The following is a 20,914-nucleotide window of genomic DNA, read 5'->3' on the forward strand; positions in this document are numbered from 1 at the left end:
ATGAAGAAAATGACCCTTATTATGGCGGTCTTCTTCCTGCTCTCGCTGCTGCTTGCCGTACTTTCCCTGGGTAAAATATCTGAACGTTTAAAACTTGAAGCCTCTAAATCCGTGGAGATAGCAGTGGACCTTACCGGGGAAAAAAATAAAACAGCAGGTAGTAAAAATTTTACGGTGTTTTGCGGTCAGAGTGACCGCGGTTCCATTAATAACAGTGAAAAAATATTATATGTTAAAACCGGAGAAAAATTTCAAACAAAAAAAGGCGCCCGGTATTGTTTTGAAAACAATATAATTCCGGAAGAGCTGTTAGAGAAAGACGCTAATTCTTTGGTTTGTCTTAATGAACTTGTAATGGCGTTAAATTATCAAAAACTGAAAAGAAACAGAATCCTTACTTTGCATATTTTAAAAAAAGAAGAGGCCTTGAAGTTGTCGCGGTTGGATATATATAAACGTTTTATCAGGGCGGCGGTGGAGAGAAATATCAAAGTGCTGGTAGCTCCTGATATTGAAACGGCGGAAGAGATCAAAAAATCTTTAACTTCAAGAGGATATGAAATTAAAACTTTCAAGTCAAACCCGGTGTTGATGCGTTCTGTTTTGAGCAAGTACCGCCTTTTGTATAATAAATACTATGCATTAATTGTTTCAATAATATACCCGTTATTTGGCTTCTTTTTAATGCGGTTCTTTAAAAGTGTTTTTGTGCGTTTTTCCGTGCTTACTTTTGTTTCTTTACTTGCTTCTTTTATTATTGCAGGTACACTTTCTGAAACGGATTTTATGCTGAAACTGAGTATGTTCTCCGGCGCAAAAGTTGCTCTGCTTTTACCGCCGCTTGCGGTATTTTTTATTCTGGCATATGAGAATAAATCACTATTTAACAAGAAATCCGCAGGTATCATATCCGTTTTTCTTCTCGGGTTTATTGTGGTAGCAGTTATCGCAAGATCCGGTAATTACAGCATGCCTTTACTTCCTTTCGAGAAAGAGCTTCGCGAGTGGTTTGAAAATGTTTTTGTTGCCAGGCCCCGGCTTAAAGAGTTTTTAACCGGGCATCCGGCTATGCTGCTTGGACTCTATATGTATGTCCGCACAAAAGTTTCTTGGGAAAAAGTAGCTGCAATATTCTTGATCGCTCTCGGGACGCTCGGGCAAACTTCTATTATTAACACCTTCTGCCATCCGCAGGCAGATTTTATACTCTCAGTACTCCGGACAATGTACGGTCTTTTAATCGGGATAACAATAGGAGGGTTACTTATACTATGCCTCAAACTCGTAAGAAAATACTGATATTCGGATATTTTGGTTTTAAGAACAGGGGAGATGATCTTATTCTTCTTTCTCTGGTGAATAATCTGAAGGAAACCGCGGACATTACCGTTCTTTCGAAAAGACCGGAGTTGACAGCTAAGGAATTATCGGTAAAAGCCGTGAACAGGTGGAATCCCTTCAGTGTTCTTTGGCAGATTTTACGCGCTAAATCAGTTGTCGGGGGAGGGGGCGGGTTGTTCCAGAATAAGACAAGTACCAGAAGCCTGTTTTACTATCTTTCGATAGTTGTGCTTTCAAAATTATTTTTTAAGAGAATTGTGCTATTTTCTCAGGGAATTGGCCCTATTCACGGTAAGTGGCCCAGATACTTTTCCCGGATGATTCTCAATCTTGCGGATATCATTACCGTAAGGGATCGCGGTTCCTACATGGAATTAAAGAAACTCGGGTTAAAGGAAGACTCGATTATTACTGCGGACGCGGTTTTTGCTTTGGATTTTTTCCCCTTCAGAAAAGAAAAGGCAAACACAGGAAAAGTCGGTTTGGCTCTTAGAAAGTTCCACGATTACGGGTATTTTGTTGAAGAGCTTCAGGAAGTGAGGGATGAACTTAAAAATAATGAAAAAATAAGTTTTACATTTTATCCTTTTCATCTGCCCGAGGATAATATAATAGGAGGGGAGATAAGGATTAAAGCGAAACTTGAAGATCTTCTTCGGGAGTTCTCAACTCTTGATCTGGTTGTAGGAGCAAGATATCACAGTCTGCTTTTGGCGTATGCTTTACATAAGCCCTTTATCGGTATTAATGTGGACACAAAAATTAAATATTTTTGTGAGGCCCACGAAATGCCCTGTCTGGACCTTAACAAAAATACTTTCAAAAAAAATATTAAAAGTAGTATAATACACATGATCGGGAAAAAACCGGAGTTTAATCCGGAAGAAGCCGGAAAAAGGGTGAAAGACTCGTTTTCGCTGGTATTCGAAGACTAGCGCGAAAAAGGATGCTCAGAGGCTTGGATGCTCGGATGCTTGGCAAAAGCTTGAGGATGGAAGATACAATGAAGGAAAAGGTTTAAAAATTTGTTTTTTTAGTTATTGTTTTGTTTTAAATTTGAATTATAGAGGAACGGATGTTTGCCAGGCTAGCGATTGTTTTATTCATAGTGTTATCACCTGTAACGGATAATAAAGACAGCCTTTTAACAAAGGACCTTAATAATTGGAATATAATTTCCGGGAATTGGAGTATTGTTGATAATGAAATACATGGAATCTCAGGAGGGGGCGACGGATTAATATTCTTTAAAAAAAGTATATTTAAGAACTTTGTGATGGAATGCAAAATAAATGTGGTAAATAGGGAAGGCAGCCTGGTTTTTAGAGCTGCTGATAAAAATAATCTTTATATTCTGGTTTTCAATCCTAAAGTTAATGAGGAATCACAGGGAAGCATTCTTTTAATCCGGCGGTTAAAAGGGAAAGAGACTTATTTCGCGGGAAGTGAACAGTATTTCAGGATAAAAGAATCTGTTAAGCTGAAAATAATCTGCGAGGGTAAGAAAATTGATATTTATGTGAATGACAAATTTACTCTATCGGTTGAAGACAATAATCTTGCTTTCGGTTTTACGGGTCTTCGTGTTTTTGGTGATTTTTTTAACAGCTGCAGTGCTTATTTTAAGGAATTCTCTGTGAAAGAGCTGGAAATAAAAAAATGAAAAGAATTATTATGACCGGTGGTAATATCAGCGGCGGGTTAAGTCTTAGGCATAAGTTAATTTTAACCGGCTTTATTATTCTGGGTGTTGTTTTAATGATTTTTTTTGCTTTTGCGGTCATGGCGCTTGCTGTAGTTCTCATACCTGTTGGTATCGCATTATTTGTTGTAAGGAAGTTACTCTTACACGGCAGAAAAGTTGAAACATCTGAAGTTGAACCGTTAAATACTCGGGAGATAAAAGATATTATTGATATAACAGAGTATGAAAATACAGAAGACCTAAAAATGCTTCAAGGGCACGGGAAAGATGGAAAATAAAATAGAATTTCTTTCGAAAAAAGATATTGGCCAGTTCTTAAAATTGGCTGACCACGCCTTCCCGACAGAAGTTCCGGTAGAAAAAACTTGCAGGCATATTGCCTTGAGTAAGAATGATAGAGGTATAAAACATCTGGGGATACGAGATAAAGGCAAAGTGGTAAGTCATGTCGGACTTTATCCTTTAAAAATGAAGCTCCCCGGTGCAGTGCTCGGTATTGCCGGTATAGGAGCTGTTGCCACTTACGAAAAATACCGCGGTAAGGGATTTATGAAACTCCAGCTGGAATATGCTGAAAAGCTTATGAATGAGAACGGCTATGATATTTCCTGGCTTGCAGGTGAGAGAAAAAGATACGGATATTTCGGCTGGGAAAATGCCGGAAGATTAATGAAATATAGTATTACGGAAAGAACAACAAAGGGGATAGTTACTTCCGGATACACTTACAGAAAATATTCCGATAGGATTCAAGATCTTAAAGGTATAATTAAAATACATGAAAAAGACGGAATCGGACTCAAAAGAACGTTTTTGGACTATCAACTTCTCTTTAGCCGGCTGCACCGGGAGACAATAATTGCCTCCGTTGGAAGTAAACCCGCGGCGTATATTACATTTATGATAACCCGATGGTCAAAAGAAAACGGGACCGTTCTGGAGTTCGGCGGTGATTTGACAGCGCTTAAGGCATTGTTCCGGCACGTAATTGAAAAATATGAATTCAAAGAAATTATTGCAGCTGCTCCTGCTTTTTTTAACAGGTATAATGAATTACTTGCTTCAATTTCAGGATACCGGGTGCTGGAAAATTACGGAATGATAAAGATAATAAATCTTAGATCAATGCTGGAAAAATTTACCGGTCAAATGAGCATAAAAGTAGAAGGTCTTAACCTTAAGAAGACGATGGTCACTTTCGAGATCCCGGAATTAAATCAGAAGGCAACTCTGGAAATAGGTGAAAATGTTAAAGTCGCTGATAAACCGGCCGCGCTTAAAATAAGCCTGAACAGAAAAGATATGGTGCGTTTCCTCTTTGGCTTGTCTAAACTTTCGGACGAATATAATTTAAGTGAAAAATACGCGCCGCTTAATGTAATTCTACCGCTTGATATCTATATGTGGCGGCTGGAAACGGTGTGAAACAAAGTTAATAAAGTTTGTAAAGTCCATAAGGTTCATAAAGTTCTGGCAGGTTGCTGAAAAACTCATTTTTCTGTCATTCTCGCGAAGGCGGGAATCCAGTTGTATTTAAAATTGCTTGCACAATAAGCATTTGGCATTTGAGGTTCTGAAAAATAGTATTAACGTATTAAACTTTTAATATTGAGTTTTTCAGCAGCCTGTTAGAACGTTAGTAACGTTTGAACGTGCAACGTGAGCAATTTTTTTTCCAGGGAGCTTTAATGAGATTAATACTCGTTTTCATCTTTCTGGCCGCCGCTTTTACTCCGGCCTATTGCCAGGAAAAAGACGGAAAAAACAGTCAGGTTTTGGACGCTAGCGAAGAACTTGAAAATGTCGCCTATAGCGGAGGACAGATCTCCGGTTTCACTATTACGGGCACCGGTATTTTGACGGCTAAACCCGACAATGTTTTTGTACGGTTTACCGTAAAATCTGAACCTTCCGTAAATTTAAAAGCGGCGGAAGTTGATGTTAGTAAAAAGGTGGAATTTCTGATCCGCGGAATTTGCCGTGAATTTAAACTTAAAAAAGAAAATTTTACGGTTTCCGGCGCCGGAACCCAAATTCAGGAAAGAACTAAAAAGGGCGCTTCCGCAAATGACCGGTTTGATGATGAAGGTAACCGCCTTAAAAGTAAATCGTACAAGAATACGGCAAAAAAAACTGTGGTTATAAATAATCTTAAAGATAAAAAACAGGCAGAAATAATGGATATTTTGGATGCGGCTGCTAAATACGGCGGAGCTCCAATAGCAATTAATGACATGGAGGACACTGCTGCTGAGAGTGTATCTGTTATTTCCGAAGGCTTGACCGGGTCTAAATTATTTAAAGGTGCGACCCCGGCAAAAATAACCGAAAATATCCAAAATCCGGTCAATCAATTAATTAATTATCATTTAAATGAAGAAACTCTTAAGAAGCTGATGAAAGATGCAAAAGCAGCAGCCATGCTCGAAGTAAAACAAAAATACTCCAAAGTCACGGCCAAAATTAAGATCAAAGAAGAGGAGTTCGATATAGATATAACGGAAGACAATAATGTAAATAGTGACGAGGAAGGTTTACTGACCCTTAAAACCGAGGTAACAGTGGCGTATAAGAAATCTGCAGTAAAAGAAAATTAGCAGGTTGCTGAAAAACTCATTTTTCTGTCATTCTCGCGCTATGTCCGCCGATCTTTATGGCGGAAAGGCGGGGATCCAGTTGTATTAAAATTGCTTGCACAATAAGCATTTAAGGGGGGTACCATCTGCCTTCCCATTACCATTCTGATATGACATATTACTTGACAAGGGCAGTTTATCCTGTTAAAATACCGGCATGAGGAAGATTATCAAACGCATATTCGAGTTAAATCTACCTAAATGCAAATCCGCCTATTTATGGGGTCCAAGAAAAGTTGGAAAAACTTATTGGATTAGGCATGAATTAGCAAATCATAAAATAATTGATCTTCTAAAAACAGATGTATTTGCGGAATATGCAGCCAGGCCTTCTCTTCTAAGAGAAAGATTTATTAATCATAAAGGGCTTATTGTTATAGACGAAATACAGAAAATCCCTTCTTTGCTTGATGAAATACATTGGCTCATCGAAAATAGTGATGTTTCATTCTTAATGACAGGAAGTAGTGCCCGCAAACTTCGAAGAGAACATGCAAATCTCCTTGGTGGAAGAGCGTGGCGAAGAACAATGCTTCCTTTATCGTATTTTGAAGTTGAAGGCTTTGATTTAGAAACAGTAATGGTATCCGGATTACTTCCACCGCATTATCTTTCTCCAAATCCTTTGGAAGACCTTAGAGCATATATAGCAGATTATTTAAGAGAGGAAATAATAAACGAGGCAAGAATCCAAAATATACCGGCTTTTAATGAATTCCTTCGAGTATGCGCCCTTACATCAAGTGAACTTCTTAATTATGTCAATGTCGGCCGTGAATCCGGAATTTCTCATAAAACAGTCCGCTCATACTTCAACATACTTGAAGATACTTACCTGGGCTATAGAGTTTCGCCCTGGAAAAGCTCTAAAACAAGAAGAATGATACAAACTGAAAAATTCTATATTTTTGATGTAGGCGTTGCAAATTATCTCGCAAGGCGTAAACCTGTAATAGGCAGCCGCGACTTTGGCAAATCCTTTGAGCACTACATATTCATGGAATTAAAAGCTTACCAGGCTTATAAAAATCCTGATATGCCTATAACATTCTGGCGCACCAGCTCAGGCTACGAAGTTGATTTCATTCTTGGGGATAAGGATATCGCATTAGAGATAAAAGGCTCTAGCAGAATTCATGATGGAGATACACTCGCTCTAAAAGCGCTGCAAGAAGACGGCCCAATTAAACACTCAATTATTGTTTGTCTTGAAAACGAACCAAGACAGCTCTCCAACAAAATCCAAATTTTTCCTTGGGAATTATTCCTGAAAAAACTCTGGAATAACGATTTTTTTATAGGGGACTGATACTATGAAAGGGTTACCTCCTATCGCTATTCTAGTAGCGGGCTTTTGTTTTTGCTATCGATACAATTTTACATTAAATTGCATCGTTGAGACTTGTTTAAATATTCGATTGAGAAATTTCGAATAATTAATATCATAATAAAGAAGAAAATGAAGAAAAAAAATATAGTAGACTTTACGATGGATGATCAATAAGGAAATCCTGAATCCAAAAGCTAAAAATGTAGAGCCAATATCCGCCGGAGGCAGAATAAAATTAGAGAATTTAGAATTGGGTAAATATATTGTAGAATATTGGGATACGTATAATGGAGAAATAAAGTATAGGCTGCAGAAAAATGTTGAAAAAGACGGTAATATGGAAATTAAGCTGCCTAAAATAGAAAAAGATATAGCGTGTAAGATAAAGAATATAAACAAAATTGCTGCAATACCAACTATATATAATAAAGAGGAAGAGCTTTTTGGTCAATCTCAAAATTTAACTGTGAGCCAGATGGAAGACATAGAAAGAAATCTGAAACTTATAGAGCAATTTCTTTATAATAAAGATTATGGAGTGGCAAAGAACCTGTATAATAAATTAAAAGCAAAATATCCTGATGCGGATTTTGGTTATGTTAACAAAGTTGTATATAAAAATGTAATGAAAAGGATGAAATAAATAAATAGTTCTTTGATTCTTAATATAAATTTGGTAGCATACTTGTAACATAATATAATACAGGAGGCGGCAGATGAATAGAAAAACGGTAATTTTAGGGAGTATTGTTGCGGCAATATTGTTTGCTGAGTTGTGGATTGAGGATAATCACTATGCCTTTGCTGCACCTGCAAAGGAAGCGTCTGCGTCAAAAGCCAAGTTGATTGGAGAACCTAAAGTCGCCAAATCTGCCATTGGATATACTATTTCGTTTACTGTTTCTAATCCGTGTGATGTAACTGTAAGGATAACTAAATCAGGGGAAGCGGTAAGACACTTGGCAAGCGGTATGGTGGGATTAAAAAAAGCGGTACAGCCTTTTTCGGCAGGTTCATTGTCTCAGAGTATAACCTGGAACGGGCAGGATGACAGCGGCAAAGAAATAGAAGTGAGTAATGACTGCAAGGTTCTAATCGCGGTAGGCGTAAACGCAAAATTCGATAAGTTTATTTTAGGGGAGCGTGACGGCTACAAATCCTGGAGATCTGATGCACTTACTATAGTAAAAGGAAACGGCGACGAATATCTTGTTACTCAATCAGGCGGGGTTCATCTAAATACCACAAGAGTATTTGACAGCAAAGGCAAATTCGTTAGGATGGTATGGCCTCCGAGCATTAACAAATCTAAGGAAAAATTACAAAGATTTATAACTGATTCTTCAATAGGAATGGATAATTGGGACGGTTCCCGGGTTCCTACATGTGTTAATCATAATTCGACATATTATGCCGGGACATCTCACCCTGCAACAGTTGCTCCCGATGGAAGCGTAATAGGCATTCATAATTGGTGTTCCGATTATCTGGGATTATGGATGGTTGATCCCGACGGATTTATATGCAAGTGGGTTTGGCGTCCTCCCTGGCAGCCGGCTATTGAAAATACCTTTACGAAGAATCTTTGGAAATTTGCTTTTGATAAAGAAGGGAATGTTATTTTTGCGGACGGATTTCATCATGTTGTGGGATATTTTAAGATAGGAGATATGAGTCCGATAAATTCATTTGTTTATTCCGGAAAGGAAAAGCTTTCTTCCCCCCGTAATTATATAGGGGAAGTAAGTTTTAACAGTTATGCGGCGCATGTAAAGAGAAGACACAAACTGGAAGATAAACCGGTTTTAGACGATGAGAGTCACTTTTCAGGGCCTAATGATGTGGCTGTAGATAAAGACGACAATATACTTGTGCTTGACGGGGATAAGGTTAAAGTTTACAAAAAGGACGGATCGTTTATTAAAACAGCGGAAAAAACCGCGTTTCCCGATAAGTCATTCAAGGTTCCTCCGCCGATTCTGGATGCCGGTAAGAACCCCCGCGCATTTGTATTCCCCGGATTTCTAAAGGTCGATTCAAAAGGTCAGCTATATTTGGGATATACAAGAAGCGATATTGACGGAAAAGAGTTTAAAGAATTTAACATGTCGGGTTTTAGCGGTTTTTACGGGTATTCCGCTATTGATTCCGAAAACAACTGGTATTTGCCGGTTATGTATAAAAAAACTGTTCAAATCTGGAAAGTTTCTCCGAAAGGTGAACGTTTAAAGTTCGGGACAAAAGATGCTATTAATCTGGAATATAGCGATGCCGAACCGTTTAGCGGCATTAAAGGTCTTTTTGTCGCAAAAAACTCTGATATTTATGTTGTTTCCGAGACGGATAAATGGAAAGTTACCCGTGATGTTACAAAAATATTAAATTTTGGGGATCTTGTTACAAGAGGTGAGAAGATCTGCCAAACAAAAGTAGATATTTATGGTGCTGACGGTTCATTAAAGAAAAAAGGCGCAGTTAAAAGCGTCGGCATAAATGATGTTGCGGTTGACAAAGAAGGAAATATTTATGTTATCGACGGAACTATGTGGCATGGCGCTCAGATGACAACTGCTTCCCAGGGAGGTTCGCCCGGCGGAAAGAAAGCGTGGCCGATGCCGTATCTTACTCCGGAAGAAACAAAGCTTGATTTAAAGAAGGAATGGCCTAAAATATTTACGCTTTTTGGGCGTCTTTTAAAATTCTCCCCGGAAGGGGGAGTTTTGGACAGTGTTGACGGAAAACCGCAAATTTGGAATCATGCGGGGGTTTCGGGTGTATCTCCCTGGAATTGCGGAGGCGAATGTCCGGCTGCACAAATTTGTCTTGATTCTGATGAGCGGCTTTGGGTCCCGGATGCGTATATGTATCAGATAAAAGCGGTTGATAAAGCAGGGAATCTTATTTTACGTGTCGGCAATTACGGAAATGAAGACTGTAATGGCGGCGGCGGCGATAAAATTCTTGAAGGTACAAAAGTGATTATTGATCCGGAGATTCCTTTAGCAAGACCTTCCGGAATAGCTGTTTACAAAGATTATCTTTTTATTTCCGATATGTATGCTCACAGGGTTATGCGGTGTAAATTAGAATATAATGACAAGAAGGAAGTAGCTGTTCCGTGAGAAATAAGGGGCAGAGCCGATTGTTTTTTAAGGAGAAAAAATGAAAAAGAAGCATATACAAGATTTCACTATGGAAGATAATTGGAGAATGTTCCGGATCATGTCGGAGTTTGTTGAGGGTTTTGATGAAATGGCAAAAGTTGTCCCCGCGGTTTCTATATTCGGATCTGCGAGGGAAAAACCCGGGGAGAAATATTATAAGATAGCCGAAGAAATTGCCGGAAAACTTGTTAAAAAAGGATTTTCAGTTATTACGGGCGGCGGCGGCGGTCTTATGGAGGCGGGAAACAAAGGCGCCTTCGAGGCCGGAGGCAAATCCATCGGGCTTAATATCGAATTGCCGCATGAACAAAAACCGAATCCTTATGTTACCAAATCCATGCAATTCCGTTATTTTTTTGCGAGAAAGGTTATGTTTGTGAAATATGCGACAGCCTTCATTATTATGCCCGGCGGGTTTGGGACTATGGATGAACTCTTTGAGTCTATTACTCTTATCCAAACCAAAAAAATAAACGAATTTCCTGTGATTCTTGTCGGGACAGAATACTGGAAAGGCTTATTGGAATGGTTAAAGAAAGAGATGGTGGGAAGAGGCTATATTGATGCTTCCGATATGGATATGTTTATTTCTGCGGATACCGCAGAAGAAGCCGTCTCGCATGTAATTAAATACTGTAGAGTAAATAAAATAGGACATAAGTACAAAGATAAAGAGCAAAAAATATTGAGATAGTATTTGAAACAGCACTTTCTTGCGTGCCTAAGGGTTTCGGGCTATTGCCACAAGCCTCCTTATTATGCTACAATTAACACAATGTTAAAGAAAATTCTTATAGTAATACTCTTAGCGGCTTCCATGTCCGGCGTTGAAGAAGCTTCCGGCATGTACAGGTTTGCTTACGGGCTTTTTAAGGACAAAAACTATCAGCTTGCCATAGAGCAGTTCCAAAAAATCAGCTCCTTATATCCTTCCGCAAAAGAAGCAGCAGATTCCGCTTATATGACTGCGGAATGTTATTTTAATCTGGGTTCTTACGAACAGGCGATTAAGGAGTATAACAATGTCCTTGATAGGCATTCTACGCTGGAATACAGGGATTCTGTAGCTTATCGTATAGGTGAAAGTTTTTTTGCGTTAAAAAAATATGAAGAAGCTCTTGACGCTTTTAAAAAAATAATTCCCGGAAGTTATCTTTATCCGGATTCTTTATATTGGACGGGGGAGTGTTACTTTAATCTCGAAAAGCTTGAGGATGCGGTAGTTCTTTATGAAAAAGTAGTAAAAGATTATCCCGAATTTACCCACGCTGATTTTGCCTATTACTCCATGGGTTGGTGCTATTATCGCCTCGGAAAATATCAGACGGCGGCAGTTAACTTTGCGAAGATCTCTCTTAAAACTGTTAATAGCCCGCTTACGGAGACTTCGCTTTTCTGGAAGGGAGAAGCTTTATTTCTGGGAGGATCTTTTGACCAGTCAATAATCGCCTTTGAGGAGTTCTTAAAGAAAAATCCGGCGCACAAAAATTCTGACGCGGCGTCTTACCGGGTTGGCGAGTGTTTTTATAAACTGAAAGATTATAAATCTGCAGTCAGTGCTTTTGAGCTGTTTTTAAAGATATATCCCGAGAGCGCGTTGAAGAATGAAGTCAGATACTGGCTTTCCGTATCTTTTGTCAATCTTGGCAAGTTTGACTATGCTTTAAAATCGCTTAAGGATATTACGGCAGGGAAGGATGTCCCCTCCGAACTTGCCCACAGGGCGAAGTATGCGCTCGGGTGGTGTTTCTTTAAACAGAAACGTAATTGGGAAGCGATAGAAGAGTTGAAGGATATTACGGATAGTGCGGATGCGCCGAAGGCGTTGAAACCTTATGCTCTGTATCTTTCTGGTAATTGTTTTTACAGTCTGGGCCGCCTTATGGATGCAAAGGTTCAATATTATAAAATATATAATGAATATCCAAAAAGTGAATTAGCCGACGATGGTCTGTATTGGGTTGGTTGGTGTGATTATAAATTAATGTATTATGACTACGCTAAAACACATTTTTCCAACTTGCTTACTCAGTTTCCGGATAGTACCTGGGTTTCAGAATCGCATTTTCGTCTCGGAGAAACATTCTTTGCGAAAAAGGAATATGAAGCTGCGATTACTGCCTATAAGGATGTTATTTCCGATTATAAAGATCCCCGGCTTACGATTGTCTCCCAGCTTGGAATAGCCTGGTGTTACTTCCAGCTTAAGAAATTTACGAGTTCTTTGAGTGAGTTTACCAGGGTCTCAGAGCTGGATAAGAATGAAGATTTTATCGGAGAAATAAGCTATATGAGCGGAAGCTGTCTTTATAATCTCAAAGATTATATTTCCGCCTTAAAGTCTTACCGGAAAGTAATCGAAAAATCCAGGGATCCCGAAGAAACAGCTAAAGCCAAATATCAGGCAGGCTGGTGTCTTTATAACGGGAATGATTTTGAAGGTGCAGTTTCTTTCTGGTCAACTTTGAATACCGCAGAAAGTGCTTATTGGACGGGCTTTGCTAATTTTAGAAGAAATGAATTTGACAAAGCAATTCTTAGTTTTTCCAGGATAGAAAAAGAGCATTCAAACAGTGCTTTTGTTCCGGATGCAATGCTGAAGATCGCAGACTCTTACTATAATATGAATAACTATGACACCGCGGTTAACTACTATCAGAAGGTAATAGACAAATACAGCGACACGAAATATGAGAGAGATGCTCTTTACGGTCTTTCCTGGACGTATTCCCGACTTGGGAAGGTGAGCGAAGCTGCTGAAATATCAAAAAAGTTCCTTAGGAAATTTCCCAAGGAAGAATTCTCCGCCGAGGTTCAATTTAAACTCGGAGAGTATTATTTTAGCGAAAAAAATTATAAACAAGCGGTGGAAGAGTATGAAAAGTTCATAAGCGAGTTCCCGACTTCAAATATGGTGGACCAGGCGTTATTTAGCAGAGCTGAAGCTTTTCTTAATCAAAAAGATAATGGAAGAGCTGTTGAAAGTTTCCGGGTGCTTATTTCGAGGCACAGCACATCTTCATTGGCACCCAAGGCGCAATTCAGGATCGCGAGTATTTACTTTTCTCTCGAGAGGTACGCCGATGCGGCCAATGAGTATCTGGATGTTTTAGAAAAGTACCCAAAAAGCGAATTTGCTCCTTCTGCCGCTTATAATACGGGTCTTGTTTATAAAAAACTTAAAAAGATTGACGAAGCAATTAAACAGTATAAAGTAGTATTGGACAACTATCCAAAGAGCGAGCTTGCGAAGGATGCGGCGATGGAAGCCGGGGCGTTATATGAGGGGAAAAAAGATTACGCAAATGCGGCATTATCTTACGCCTGGCTGGTTAAAAATGTTCCGGAGAAGGCTCAGGAGGCTCAATACTGGACGGGTAATACTTATTACGCCTCGGGTGATTATGAAAATGCGGCGAAAGAATATATGAAAGTGGTTGAAATAGAAAAGGTGACGGATGTTTGGAAAATTACGGCAAAAGCAAGAGCGGCTGAGTGTTATGAGCGTCTTGCAAAATATGAGGATGCAAGAAAACTTTATTCTGAAATTATAAAAGACAGTGTAAATCCTGACTGGAAAAAATCCGCTGAAAAGCGCCTGAAAGATCTGGAGGGTAAATGAAAAAGATATTTGCTCTTCTTTTGCTGGCGTTGACTTCTTGTTTGCTTGCCCAGGAGGAGATTAAAAAAGACAGAGAACCGGTATTTGTACTTCCTGATGTTGTGGTCTCCGGGGAGTCGGACCTTAGAGTAGGAGTCGAGAAGAAAGATTTACTTCCTGCAAATTATCCGATGCCTCCGAAAGAGACTCCGCTTATGGAAATGGAGTTTATAAAGGGTCCGTATCTGGAAGAAGATAAGAGATCCCCGATGCTTGAAAAAACTGAAGGTAAAAATCAGTTTGGAGAGTTAACAGCATATGCGGGAACTTTTGATAATTATTTTGCCAAATTAGCATACGGAAGACAATTTGAAAATCTTAGTTTTATAATTAATTTATTGGGAGATAAAAAGAATTTTCTCCTTCAGGATTCGGGTTATACCAATATTTCAGCTTCCGGAGATTTGACATATTTTTTTAATAAGGCCTTGAAGCTGGGACTTACTCTTGATTATGAAAACGAGACGATAAAAACCCCTTATGCCTCGACACTGGGATTTTCCTCTGTTATAAAGGATTTTTATACCGCCTACTTGCGCGCCTCTTTGCCTCTTATGGACAAGCTCAGCTTGACTTCATATTTCAGCTTTGCAAGGTCAGATTTAAGTACTTTTGGAGTTGTAAACAATGAGACGAGTTTTGGTGTTAAAACTGATTTTGAGATGGTTTTTGAAAATAAAAAGCATCTTCCGGGTCTGGGTATAGATTTTCGAAACGACAATATTTTTGGCTGGAGTTATTCTGCTGCGTTGGAAGACAGATTTAAAATTGAAAATACCGACATATTTGTCGCTTTAAAAAGCGATAATGGCTGGCTTTTTGTGAATGCGAAAGCTGTATTTGATGTTGACGGCTTCACCCGTGTGTTTGTATCTTATGAACCGGGCAGGGTCTATCCAAAATTTAAAAATACCTATGACGATGATATATACCTTGTAAATCCCGGACTTATGGCTGAAAACACCTGGCTAAATATAGGTGTGGGGGTGGAGCACAGATTATTAAAACAGATACCTGTAACTTTGGAGTTTTATAGAAAAGAAATAAGCGACCTTATCTCTTATGAGTCCGCAGGCCTCGCTACTTCCCCCGTAAATATTTCTAAAGCTTCAATAATAGGTGTAAATGTGAAAGAAGAATGGAAGATATTTGACGGGCTTACTCAGAAATTGATTTATAAATATGTTAATGCGGCTAATCCTGATAATCCGGTAATGAATATTCCGTATATCCCTCTTCATTCGGCAACCCTGTCCGGTGAATATGTAATCACTGATTGGACTTTTGACGCCTCCTTTGAGTATAGAGGAGATATTTTCTACTCTCAGACGGTTACTGACAAGCTAAAAGATGTCTTTTTGGTCTCAGCAGGTGTCAAAAAAAGCTTTGGCGGAAATATCACAGTTTTCGTCAAAGGGGAAAACCTTTTAAACAGAGAGTATCAGAATATCAAAGACTATTCATTGCCAAAAGCAGCAATAAAAGCAGGGGTTACGGTGAATTTCTAAGAAGCAGGCTTAATTTGAGATGAGATGAGTCAATCTTTAGGAAAAATCCGCTCAAGACTTCAATTTCCATTTGCCAAGTAAAGGTATACTGTCTACTTTTGTGTCGGCCTAAATGGGTATTGACTTTTAATGCTTTTGTTGTTAAAATCTACTAGACATCCGAAAAGGCACACTTGTCGTAAGGCGGGGTCGCAAAGCTACGGGTCCAGATGAAAGAGGCTGGATTGCCAAGCGCATCGATAACTTATTAATTTAGTTGCGAACCGTCAAATTATCGCAGGATGCGGTAATTTGACGTATGTTTTTATAATATTAAGCAATTCATTTAATTCAGGTTCAGGGCAGTGAACCTGATTATGAAGAGAAGTTGGTTTATTGCGGGTAAGAGGATTTGTTTCAAAATATTTTGAATAGGGTCGGTCGATATGGATAAGCATCCGTTAGGTGAAATGCTTATACAGGAGAAGCTGATTACTCCTGCGCAATTGGAAAAGGCTATTGCTGAGCAAAAAGCCAGTAATAAACGCCTTGGTCATACTTTAATTGATTTAGGTTATATCACTGAAGATGATCTTCTAAGAATACTTGGTAAACAATTAGACACACCTTACATCAACCTCAATGATGTTATAATCGATCCCGAAATAATAAAATTAATTCCGGAAGACATTTGCAGAAGGTATAAAATTTTACCTTATAGTCAGGAAGATAATTCCGTTTATGTTGCAATGATAGATCCCCTGGATTTCCGGGTTATCAACGATCTCAAATTTTTGATTCATAAGGAAATTAAACCAATGCTTGCTAGTGCGAAAGCGCTGGCAAAATCAATTTCCAGATATTACGGTCTGACAGATGAAATGCGTGATATGGTTAAGGAGATAGATAATAAGCTTCTTGATGATGGGGCCTGCGAAAGTGAGAAAGTAAATGAAATATCTGATGATGCTCCTATTATTAAAATAGTAGACTTGATTATTATTAATGCGGTAAAAGAAAGAGCAACTGATATTCACATAGAGCCTTTTGAAAAGACGATGAGAATACGATACAGAAAAGATGGAGTTCTTCATGAAGTGCCGGCTCCGCCTTTTCCGATTTATCCTGCAATGGTTTCACGTGTTAAGATTATGTCCAGGCTTGATATTGCTGAAACAAGACTTCCTCAAGACGGTCGTATTACAAAAAAAGTAACCGGAAGGGATATAGACTTTCGTGTTTCTATTGTTCCTAATCAGTTTGGTGAACGTATTGTTCTTAGGGTTCTTGACCGGGGCGCTACGGTGCTTGATTTGGAAAAGCTGGGTATGCAGGGCGAAGACTTAGTCAAATTTAATGAAGCTATCAACAAACCTTACGGTATGATTCTGATTTCCGGACCTACCGGTTCGGGTAAAACTACCACACTTTATGCTGCCTTAAATAAAATATATAATACCGGCGAGAACATAATGACAATTGAAGACCCGATAGAATACTCTTTCTTTGGGATAGGACAGGTTGAAGTCAAAGAAGAAATAGGACTCACCTTCGCAAAAGTCCTGAGAAGTTTTCTCAGACATGACCCTGACATTATTCTCCTTGGTGAAATGCGTGATTTTGAAACTGCTGATATTGCGGTTAGAGCCGCTCTTACCGGCCATCTGGTGTTCTCAACTATTCATACTAATGATGCTCCAAGTTCTGTCACCAGACTCATTGATATGGGCATAGAACCTTTTCTTATTAATTCCTGTATAGTCATGGTTATGTCCCAGCGTCTTGTAAGAAAAGCTTGTGAACATTGCAAAGAAGATTATATAATGACCGCTGATCAGCAATTGGCGGCGCTGGGGATTATTATAAATAAAGCAGGCGCGAAGTTCTATAAAACCAGAGGGTGCGAGATTTGCGGCGGTTCGGGTTCAAGGGGCAGACTTGCAATCTATGAAATAATGGTTATGGACGGAGAGTTAAAAAATATGATTGCAAAAAGGGCTGAACCTCATGAACTTAAAGCTGCTGCTGTCAAAAATGGTATGCGGACTCTGTTTCAGGCAGGTATAGATCAAGCCTTAAAAGGCATGACTACGATTGATGAAATAATAAAAGTAGCAGGTACTGCCAATCAATAATTATTTAAAGGGGTTATAAAACCCTTTTAGGGTTAACGCGGAGGCTAAACAATGCCAGTATTTTCGTATAGTGCTGTTGATTCAGACGGAAAAGCCTATAAAGGTGACGTTGACGCAGAGAGTAAAGATATTGCTGTAACAAAGCTCCAGCGTCAACGGTTAATGATCACCAGTATAAAAAGAAAATTGGCGATAACCCAGTTCTTCAATAAGAGCCTGTCCGGCGGGAATATCTCCCAGGATGATATTTTACTTTTTTCGAGACAGCTTGCAACTTTAGTTAAAGCCAGAATCCCTATTGAACAGTGTCTTGAAGTTTTGATAAATCAATTGGCTAATCCGCTGTTAAAGACAATAATTAAAAATGTCAGAAACGAGGTTATTTCCGGTACGCCGCTTTCTACCGCCATGAGTAAGTATCCCAAATACTTTGACAGTTTATATGTGGGCATGTTGAGGGCCGGCGAAGCTTCCGGTAAACTGCCGGAGATTCTTATTCGTACGGCAAAATATATGGACAGGACATCGAGGCTTCGCAATAAAGTAAAATCGGCAATGATTTATCCCATACTGGTCATTTTAGTCGGTATAGCCGTTGTGATATTTATTTTAACTTTTGTTATTCCCAAATTTCAAGATATGTATAAGACCATGGGCGGCAATCTGCCCTGGCTTACAAAAACGATGATTTACTTGAGTAACGATGTAATCGGTAAATATTTTTTAACTTTTCCTGCTGCTTTCTTTTCTTTTGGAATTATTATTTGCGGGATTTATTTTATTTCGAAACTTCTCGGCACGGAAAAAGGCAAATTTAAAAAAGATGAAGTAATGTTACAGCTTCCTATACTCGGTGCTTATATGTCGAAAGTTATTTTTGCCAAATTTTCCCAGACTCTCGGTATTCTTGTAAATAACGGGGTGCCTATCCTTGAATCAATGGATTTAGTTTCTAAAACAGTAGGAAGTAAACCTGTCGAAAAGGCAATTCTTGATGCTAAAGAGAAGATTAAAGAAGGTGAAAAAATAGCGGATACCTTAAAAAAAAGCGCGTATTTTCCTGCGCTTGTTATCTCCATGGTGCATGTCGGCGAACAGACAGGTAAGCTTGGTGAAGTATTGGAGCAAATATCGGAGTTTTATGATGAGGAAGTTGAGATCTCAACAGCTGCTCTTACTGCGCTTATTGAGCCTTTACTTATTATCGGTCTTGCAGGTGTAGTTGCTCTTATTGTTATGGCTCTTTATCTTCCGGTCTTTAAAATGTACGGAAATATGAAAAAAAGTTAAAAAGGATAAAATTAAAAAGGGGAGGCTTTATGAAAAGAGGGAAAGGTTTTACACTGCTGGAACTGATGATTGTTATAGCGATTATCGGATTGTTAATAGCTATAGTAATACCGGATTTACTAAAGACGAGGGAGCAGGCGGAGATAGAATCCTGTAAGGCGTCGCTTCGAGGCGTGCAGTCAGCGCTGGAACTTTACTATACACATTACAAATATTATCCTGACAATTTACTGACACCAATAAATGAAGGGTATCTGCAGGAAGGCGGCGACAAGGATCCGTGGGGCAGGGCGTACCGGTATCGTTTGGCTACCGGTTCCGGAGCTGCGAATGAATCAGAAGGTGCAAAGACGGCGAATAACTACCTTATAGGAAGTGACGGACCGGATGCAAAGCAGGATACGGATGATGATGTTGAGCCGCCAATTAATACGAAACGGCATTCTTTTAAGAGCAATAAAACTTCTTCTGAATCAACCGGTGAGGGCGTTTCGGAGGAATAATTTGTTAGTGATTAAAGAAAACACAGCTTTTGACTTTTGCTGAATAAATGAAAGAAATTTTGGAAAGTAATGAAGATTTTAGCGGTTTTAAGACTCAATATTAATGGATAAAAAAGAAAGCCGATTAGGTTATAAGGTACTTAAATTAAGCACCGGAAAAATGCAACAGCGAAGCAGGAGAGCAAAACCAATGAGAAAAAGAGTAAAAAATAAAGGGCTTACACTGGTTGAGGTTCTTATTGCTGTTGCTTTTATTTCTCTGGTATATGCTTTTGTTATTCAGCTTTTCTTTAGCGGCTTCATGGATATTAACGTCGGAGATATCCAGGAAGAATCCGCGCGCCTTGCAAATAATGAAATGATAAGACTGTCAAGTATTGAGAACCCTCTTTATGTGGGCTTGCTTGAGATGCCGCAAGGCGGAGAGATAATTGACAAGTTAAAAGCAGGGACAATGACGCCCAGTCAGCTGGTTGATGAAGGTATCGTTGTGCTGAAAACACTTCAGACTGTCGGGCAGATTCAGGATTCTTCAAATAACGAAGAAATAAGGATGTCAAGTGAAACCAGGGCTGATTTTACCAGAACAGTTGAATGGATGGTTATGGATGTAAATCCTGTTCTGGTCAGCATTAAAGTAACGGTGAACTGGAGCGACCCTCGCGGTGAAATAAAAGACGGGGATTTTTTCCTGGAGACTCAGCTGTCAAATTAATTTTTAGGAGATGTACGTAGAAATGAAAAAAACCTGTAAAAGGCACAAGGGTTTTACTCTTCTGGAGCTGATGATTGCTATGGGTATTTCCTCCCTCCTTCTTCTGGTTTTATATTATGCTTATTTCCTTGCTCAGACATTCTTTTACATGGGTACTGATACCATTCAGGAACAAACATATGTGCGGAATCTTTTTTCTAAAATTTCAGAAGATTTGCAGTTTGCAAACCGTCTGAATTCTCTCGGAAATAATTGTGATGATTTGGAGTTTGAAATCTTTAACAGAACAGTAATTGATACCGATGCCAGTTCAAATGATAAAACCGTGGAAGGTAATACTATTGCTTATTCTACTAAATCTTCCGGTGATTCCAAGTATATAATTCTTATGAAAAAGGTAGACAAATACGAATGGGTTTTGAAGTTTGGCCATAGCCAAAAGCCAAATGATAATGAATATCCCCTTGGTTATCCTGATGATATGCGTGATCCAAATGATGGCAAAAGACAGACAGAAACGGGAGAAGAAGAGGAAGTTCTTGAACAGGTTGATGGGAATGAATTTCTTATGAATACAATACAATTCATACCTTACGATCAAAAAGGAGAAAAGATTGAAAGCGCATCGGGATATGATTATAGTTCAATGAAAGCTTCAAGAAGCATCCGGATTGAGGTTGAATACCTGCTGAAAGGTGATTATGGTGATACGGCAAGATTAGCAACAAGAAAAAAAACAGCCACTGCGAATATTCTTTTTATAAGTTTTTCAATGCTTAGTACATCTACCGAAGAAGTCATGATTAATCCGGCTCCGGGTATTTTTAATATGTATTGCCTTGGCGATGTACCTGTAACATCTAAAAATAGCGCTTCAAAATATCTTCCCTGTACGGGCCTGAATGATTTTCAAAAGATAAAGATAAGTATAAACTAGAAAGGAGATT

At 38.9% G+C, this 20,914-nt stretch carries 17 protein-coding genes and 1 other annotated feature; all 17 genes read left to right on the forward strand.

Annotated features, from left to right (window positions below; translation table 11 throughout):
• Positions 1 to 1,299, forward strand: coding sequence for a hypothetical protein (locus tag A2536_01965; GenBank protein OGF47530.1), 1,299 nt, complete (start codon positions 1 to 3; stop codon positions 1,297 to 1,299).
• A complete protein-coding gene (locus tag A2536_01970) occupies positions 1,272 to 2,276 on the forward strand; it encodes a polysaccharide pyruvyl transferase CsaB (GenBank protein ID OGF47531.1) in 1,005 nt (334 codons plus the stop codon). Before A2536_01965 ends, A2536_01970 begins: the two co-directional genes overlap by 28 nt.
• Before the next feature lie 140 nt (positions 2,277 to 2,416).
• Positions 2,417 to 3,004 carry a hypothetical protein gene (locus tag A2536_01975; GenBank protein ID OGF47532.1) on the forward strand — a complete coding sequence of 196 codons (588 nt, stop codon included), beginning with the start codon at positions 2,417 to 2,419 and terminating at the stop codon, positions 3,002 to 3,004.
• Entirely contained in the window at positions 3,001 to 3,324 is a 324-nt protein-coding gene (locus A2536_01980; GenBank protein ID OGF47533.1) for a hypothetical protein, read from the forward strand. The genes A2536_01975 and A2536_01980 overlap by 4 nt, the downstream gene beginning before the upstream one ends.
• A complete protein-coding gene (locus A2536_01985; protein OGF47534.1) occupies positions 3,314 to 4,471 on the forward strand; it encodes a hypothetical protein in 1,158 nt (385 codons plus the stop codon). Before A2536_01980 ends, A2536_01985 begins: the two co-directional genes overlap by 11 nt.
• 263 nt (positions 4,472 to 4,734) lie before the next feature.
• The gene (locus tag A2536_01990; protein OGF47535.1) at positions 4,735 to 5,643 is read left to right on the forward strand and encodes a hypothetical protein; all 909 of its coding nucleotides are present in this window, start codon (positions 4,735 to 4,737) and stop codon (positions 5,641 to 5,643) included.
• 196 nt (positions 5,644 to 5,839) lie between these two features.
• Complete coding sequence (locus tag A2536_01995) at positions 5,840 to 6,991, forward strand: hypothetical protein (GenBank protein ID OGF47536.1); 1,152 nt, start codon at positions 5,840 to 5,842, stop codon at positions 6,989 to 6,991.
• Between the two features lie 184 nt (positions 6,992 to 7,175).
• The gene (locus A2536_02000) at positions 7,176 to 7,655 is read left to right on the forward strand and encodes a hypothetical protein (GenBank protein ID OGF47537.1); all 480 of its coding nucleotides are present in this window, start codon (positions 7,176 to 7,178) and stop codon (positions 7,653 to 7,655) included.
• Between the two features lie 73 nt (positions 7,656 to 7,728).
• On the forward strand, positions 7,729 to 10,134 hold the full coding sequence (locus A2536_02005; protein ID OGF47538.1) for a hypothetical protein: 2,406 nt from the start codon (positions 7,729 to 7,731) through the stop codon (positions 10,132 to 10,134).
• A 40-nt stretch (positions 10,135 to 10,174) separates the two neighbouring features.
• Positions 10,175 to 10,870, forward strand: coding sequence for a Rossman fold protein, TIGR00730 family (locus A2536_02010; GenBank protein OGF47539.1), 696 nt, complete (start codon positions 10,175 to 10,177; stop codon positions 10,868 to 10,870).
• Between the two features lie 123 nt (positions 10,871 to 10,993).
• Positions 10,994 to 13,798: a hypothetical protein gene (locus tag A2536_02015; protein OGF47540.1), complete on the forward strand. Its 2,805-nt coding sequence runs from the start codon at positions 10,994 to 10,996 to the stop codon at positions 13,796 to 13,798.
• A complete protein-coding gene (locus tag A2536_02020; protein OGF47541.1) occupies positions 13,795 to 15,345 on the forward strand; it encodes a hypothetical protein in 1,551 nt (516 codons plus the stop codon). The genes A2536_02015 and A2536_02020 overlap by 4 nt, the downstream gene beginning before the upstream one ends.
• 156 nt (positions 15,346 to 15,501) lie before the next feature.
• Positions 15,502 to 15,577, forward strand: a binding site (cyclic di-GMP riboswitch class I).
• Between the two features lie 193 nt (positions 15,578 to 15,770).
• On the forward strand, positions 15,771 to 17,459 hold the full coding sequence (locus A2536_02025) for a hypothetical protein (protein OGF47542.1): 1,689 nt from the start codon (positions 15,771 to 15,773) through the stop codon (positions 17,457 to 17,459).
• A gap of 51 nt (positions 17,460 to 17,510) precedes the next feature.
• Positions 17,511 to 18,749 (forward strand): hypothetical protein, encoded by a 1,239-nt coding sequence (locus A2536_02030; protein ID OGF47543.1) that lies wholly within the window; start codon positions 17,511 to 17,513, stop codon positions 18,747 to 18,749.
• 29 nt (positions 18,750 to 18,778) lie between these two features.
• A complete protein-coding gene (locus A2536_02035) occupies positions 18,779 to 19,252 on the forward strand; it encodes a hypothetical protein (protein ID OGF47544.1) in 474 nt (157 codons plus the stop codon).
• A gap of 103 nt (positions 19,253 to 19,355) precedes the next feature.
• On the forward strand, positions 19,356 to 19,967 hold the full coding sequence (locus A2536_02040) for a hypothetical protein (protein OGF47545.1): 612 nt from the start codon (positions 19,356 to 19,358) through the stop codon (positions 19,965 to 19,967).
• Positions 19,968 to 19,989: 22 nt separating this feature from the next.
• Positions 19,990 to 20,904 (forward strand): hypothetical protein, encoded by a 915-nt coding sequence (locus A2536_02045; GenBank protein OGF47546.1) that lies wholly within the window; start codon positions 19,990 to 19,992, stop codon positions 20,902 to 20,904.
• Positions 20,905 to 20,914 lie beyond the last annotated feature (10 nt).

It is taken from the genome of Candidatus Firestonebacteria bacterium RIFOXYD2_FULL_39_29, assembly GCA_001778375.1.
GTDB lineage: Bacteria > Oederibacteriota > D2-FULL-39-29 > D2-FULL-39-29 > D2-FULL-39-29 > D2-FULL-39-29.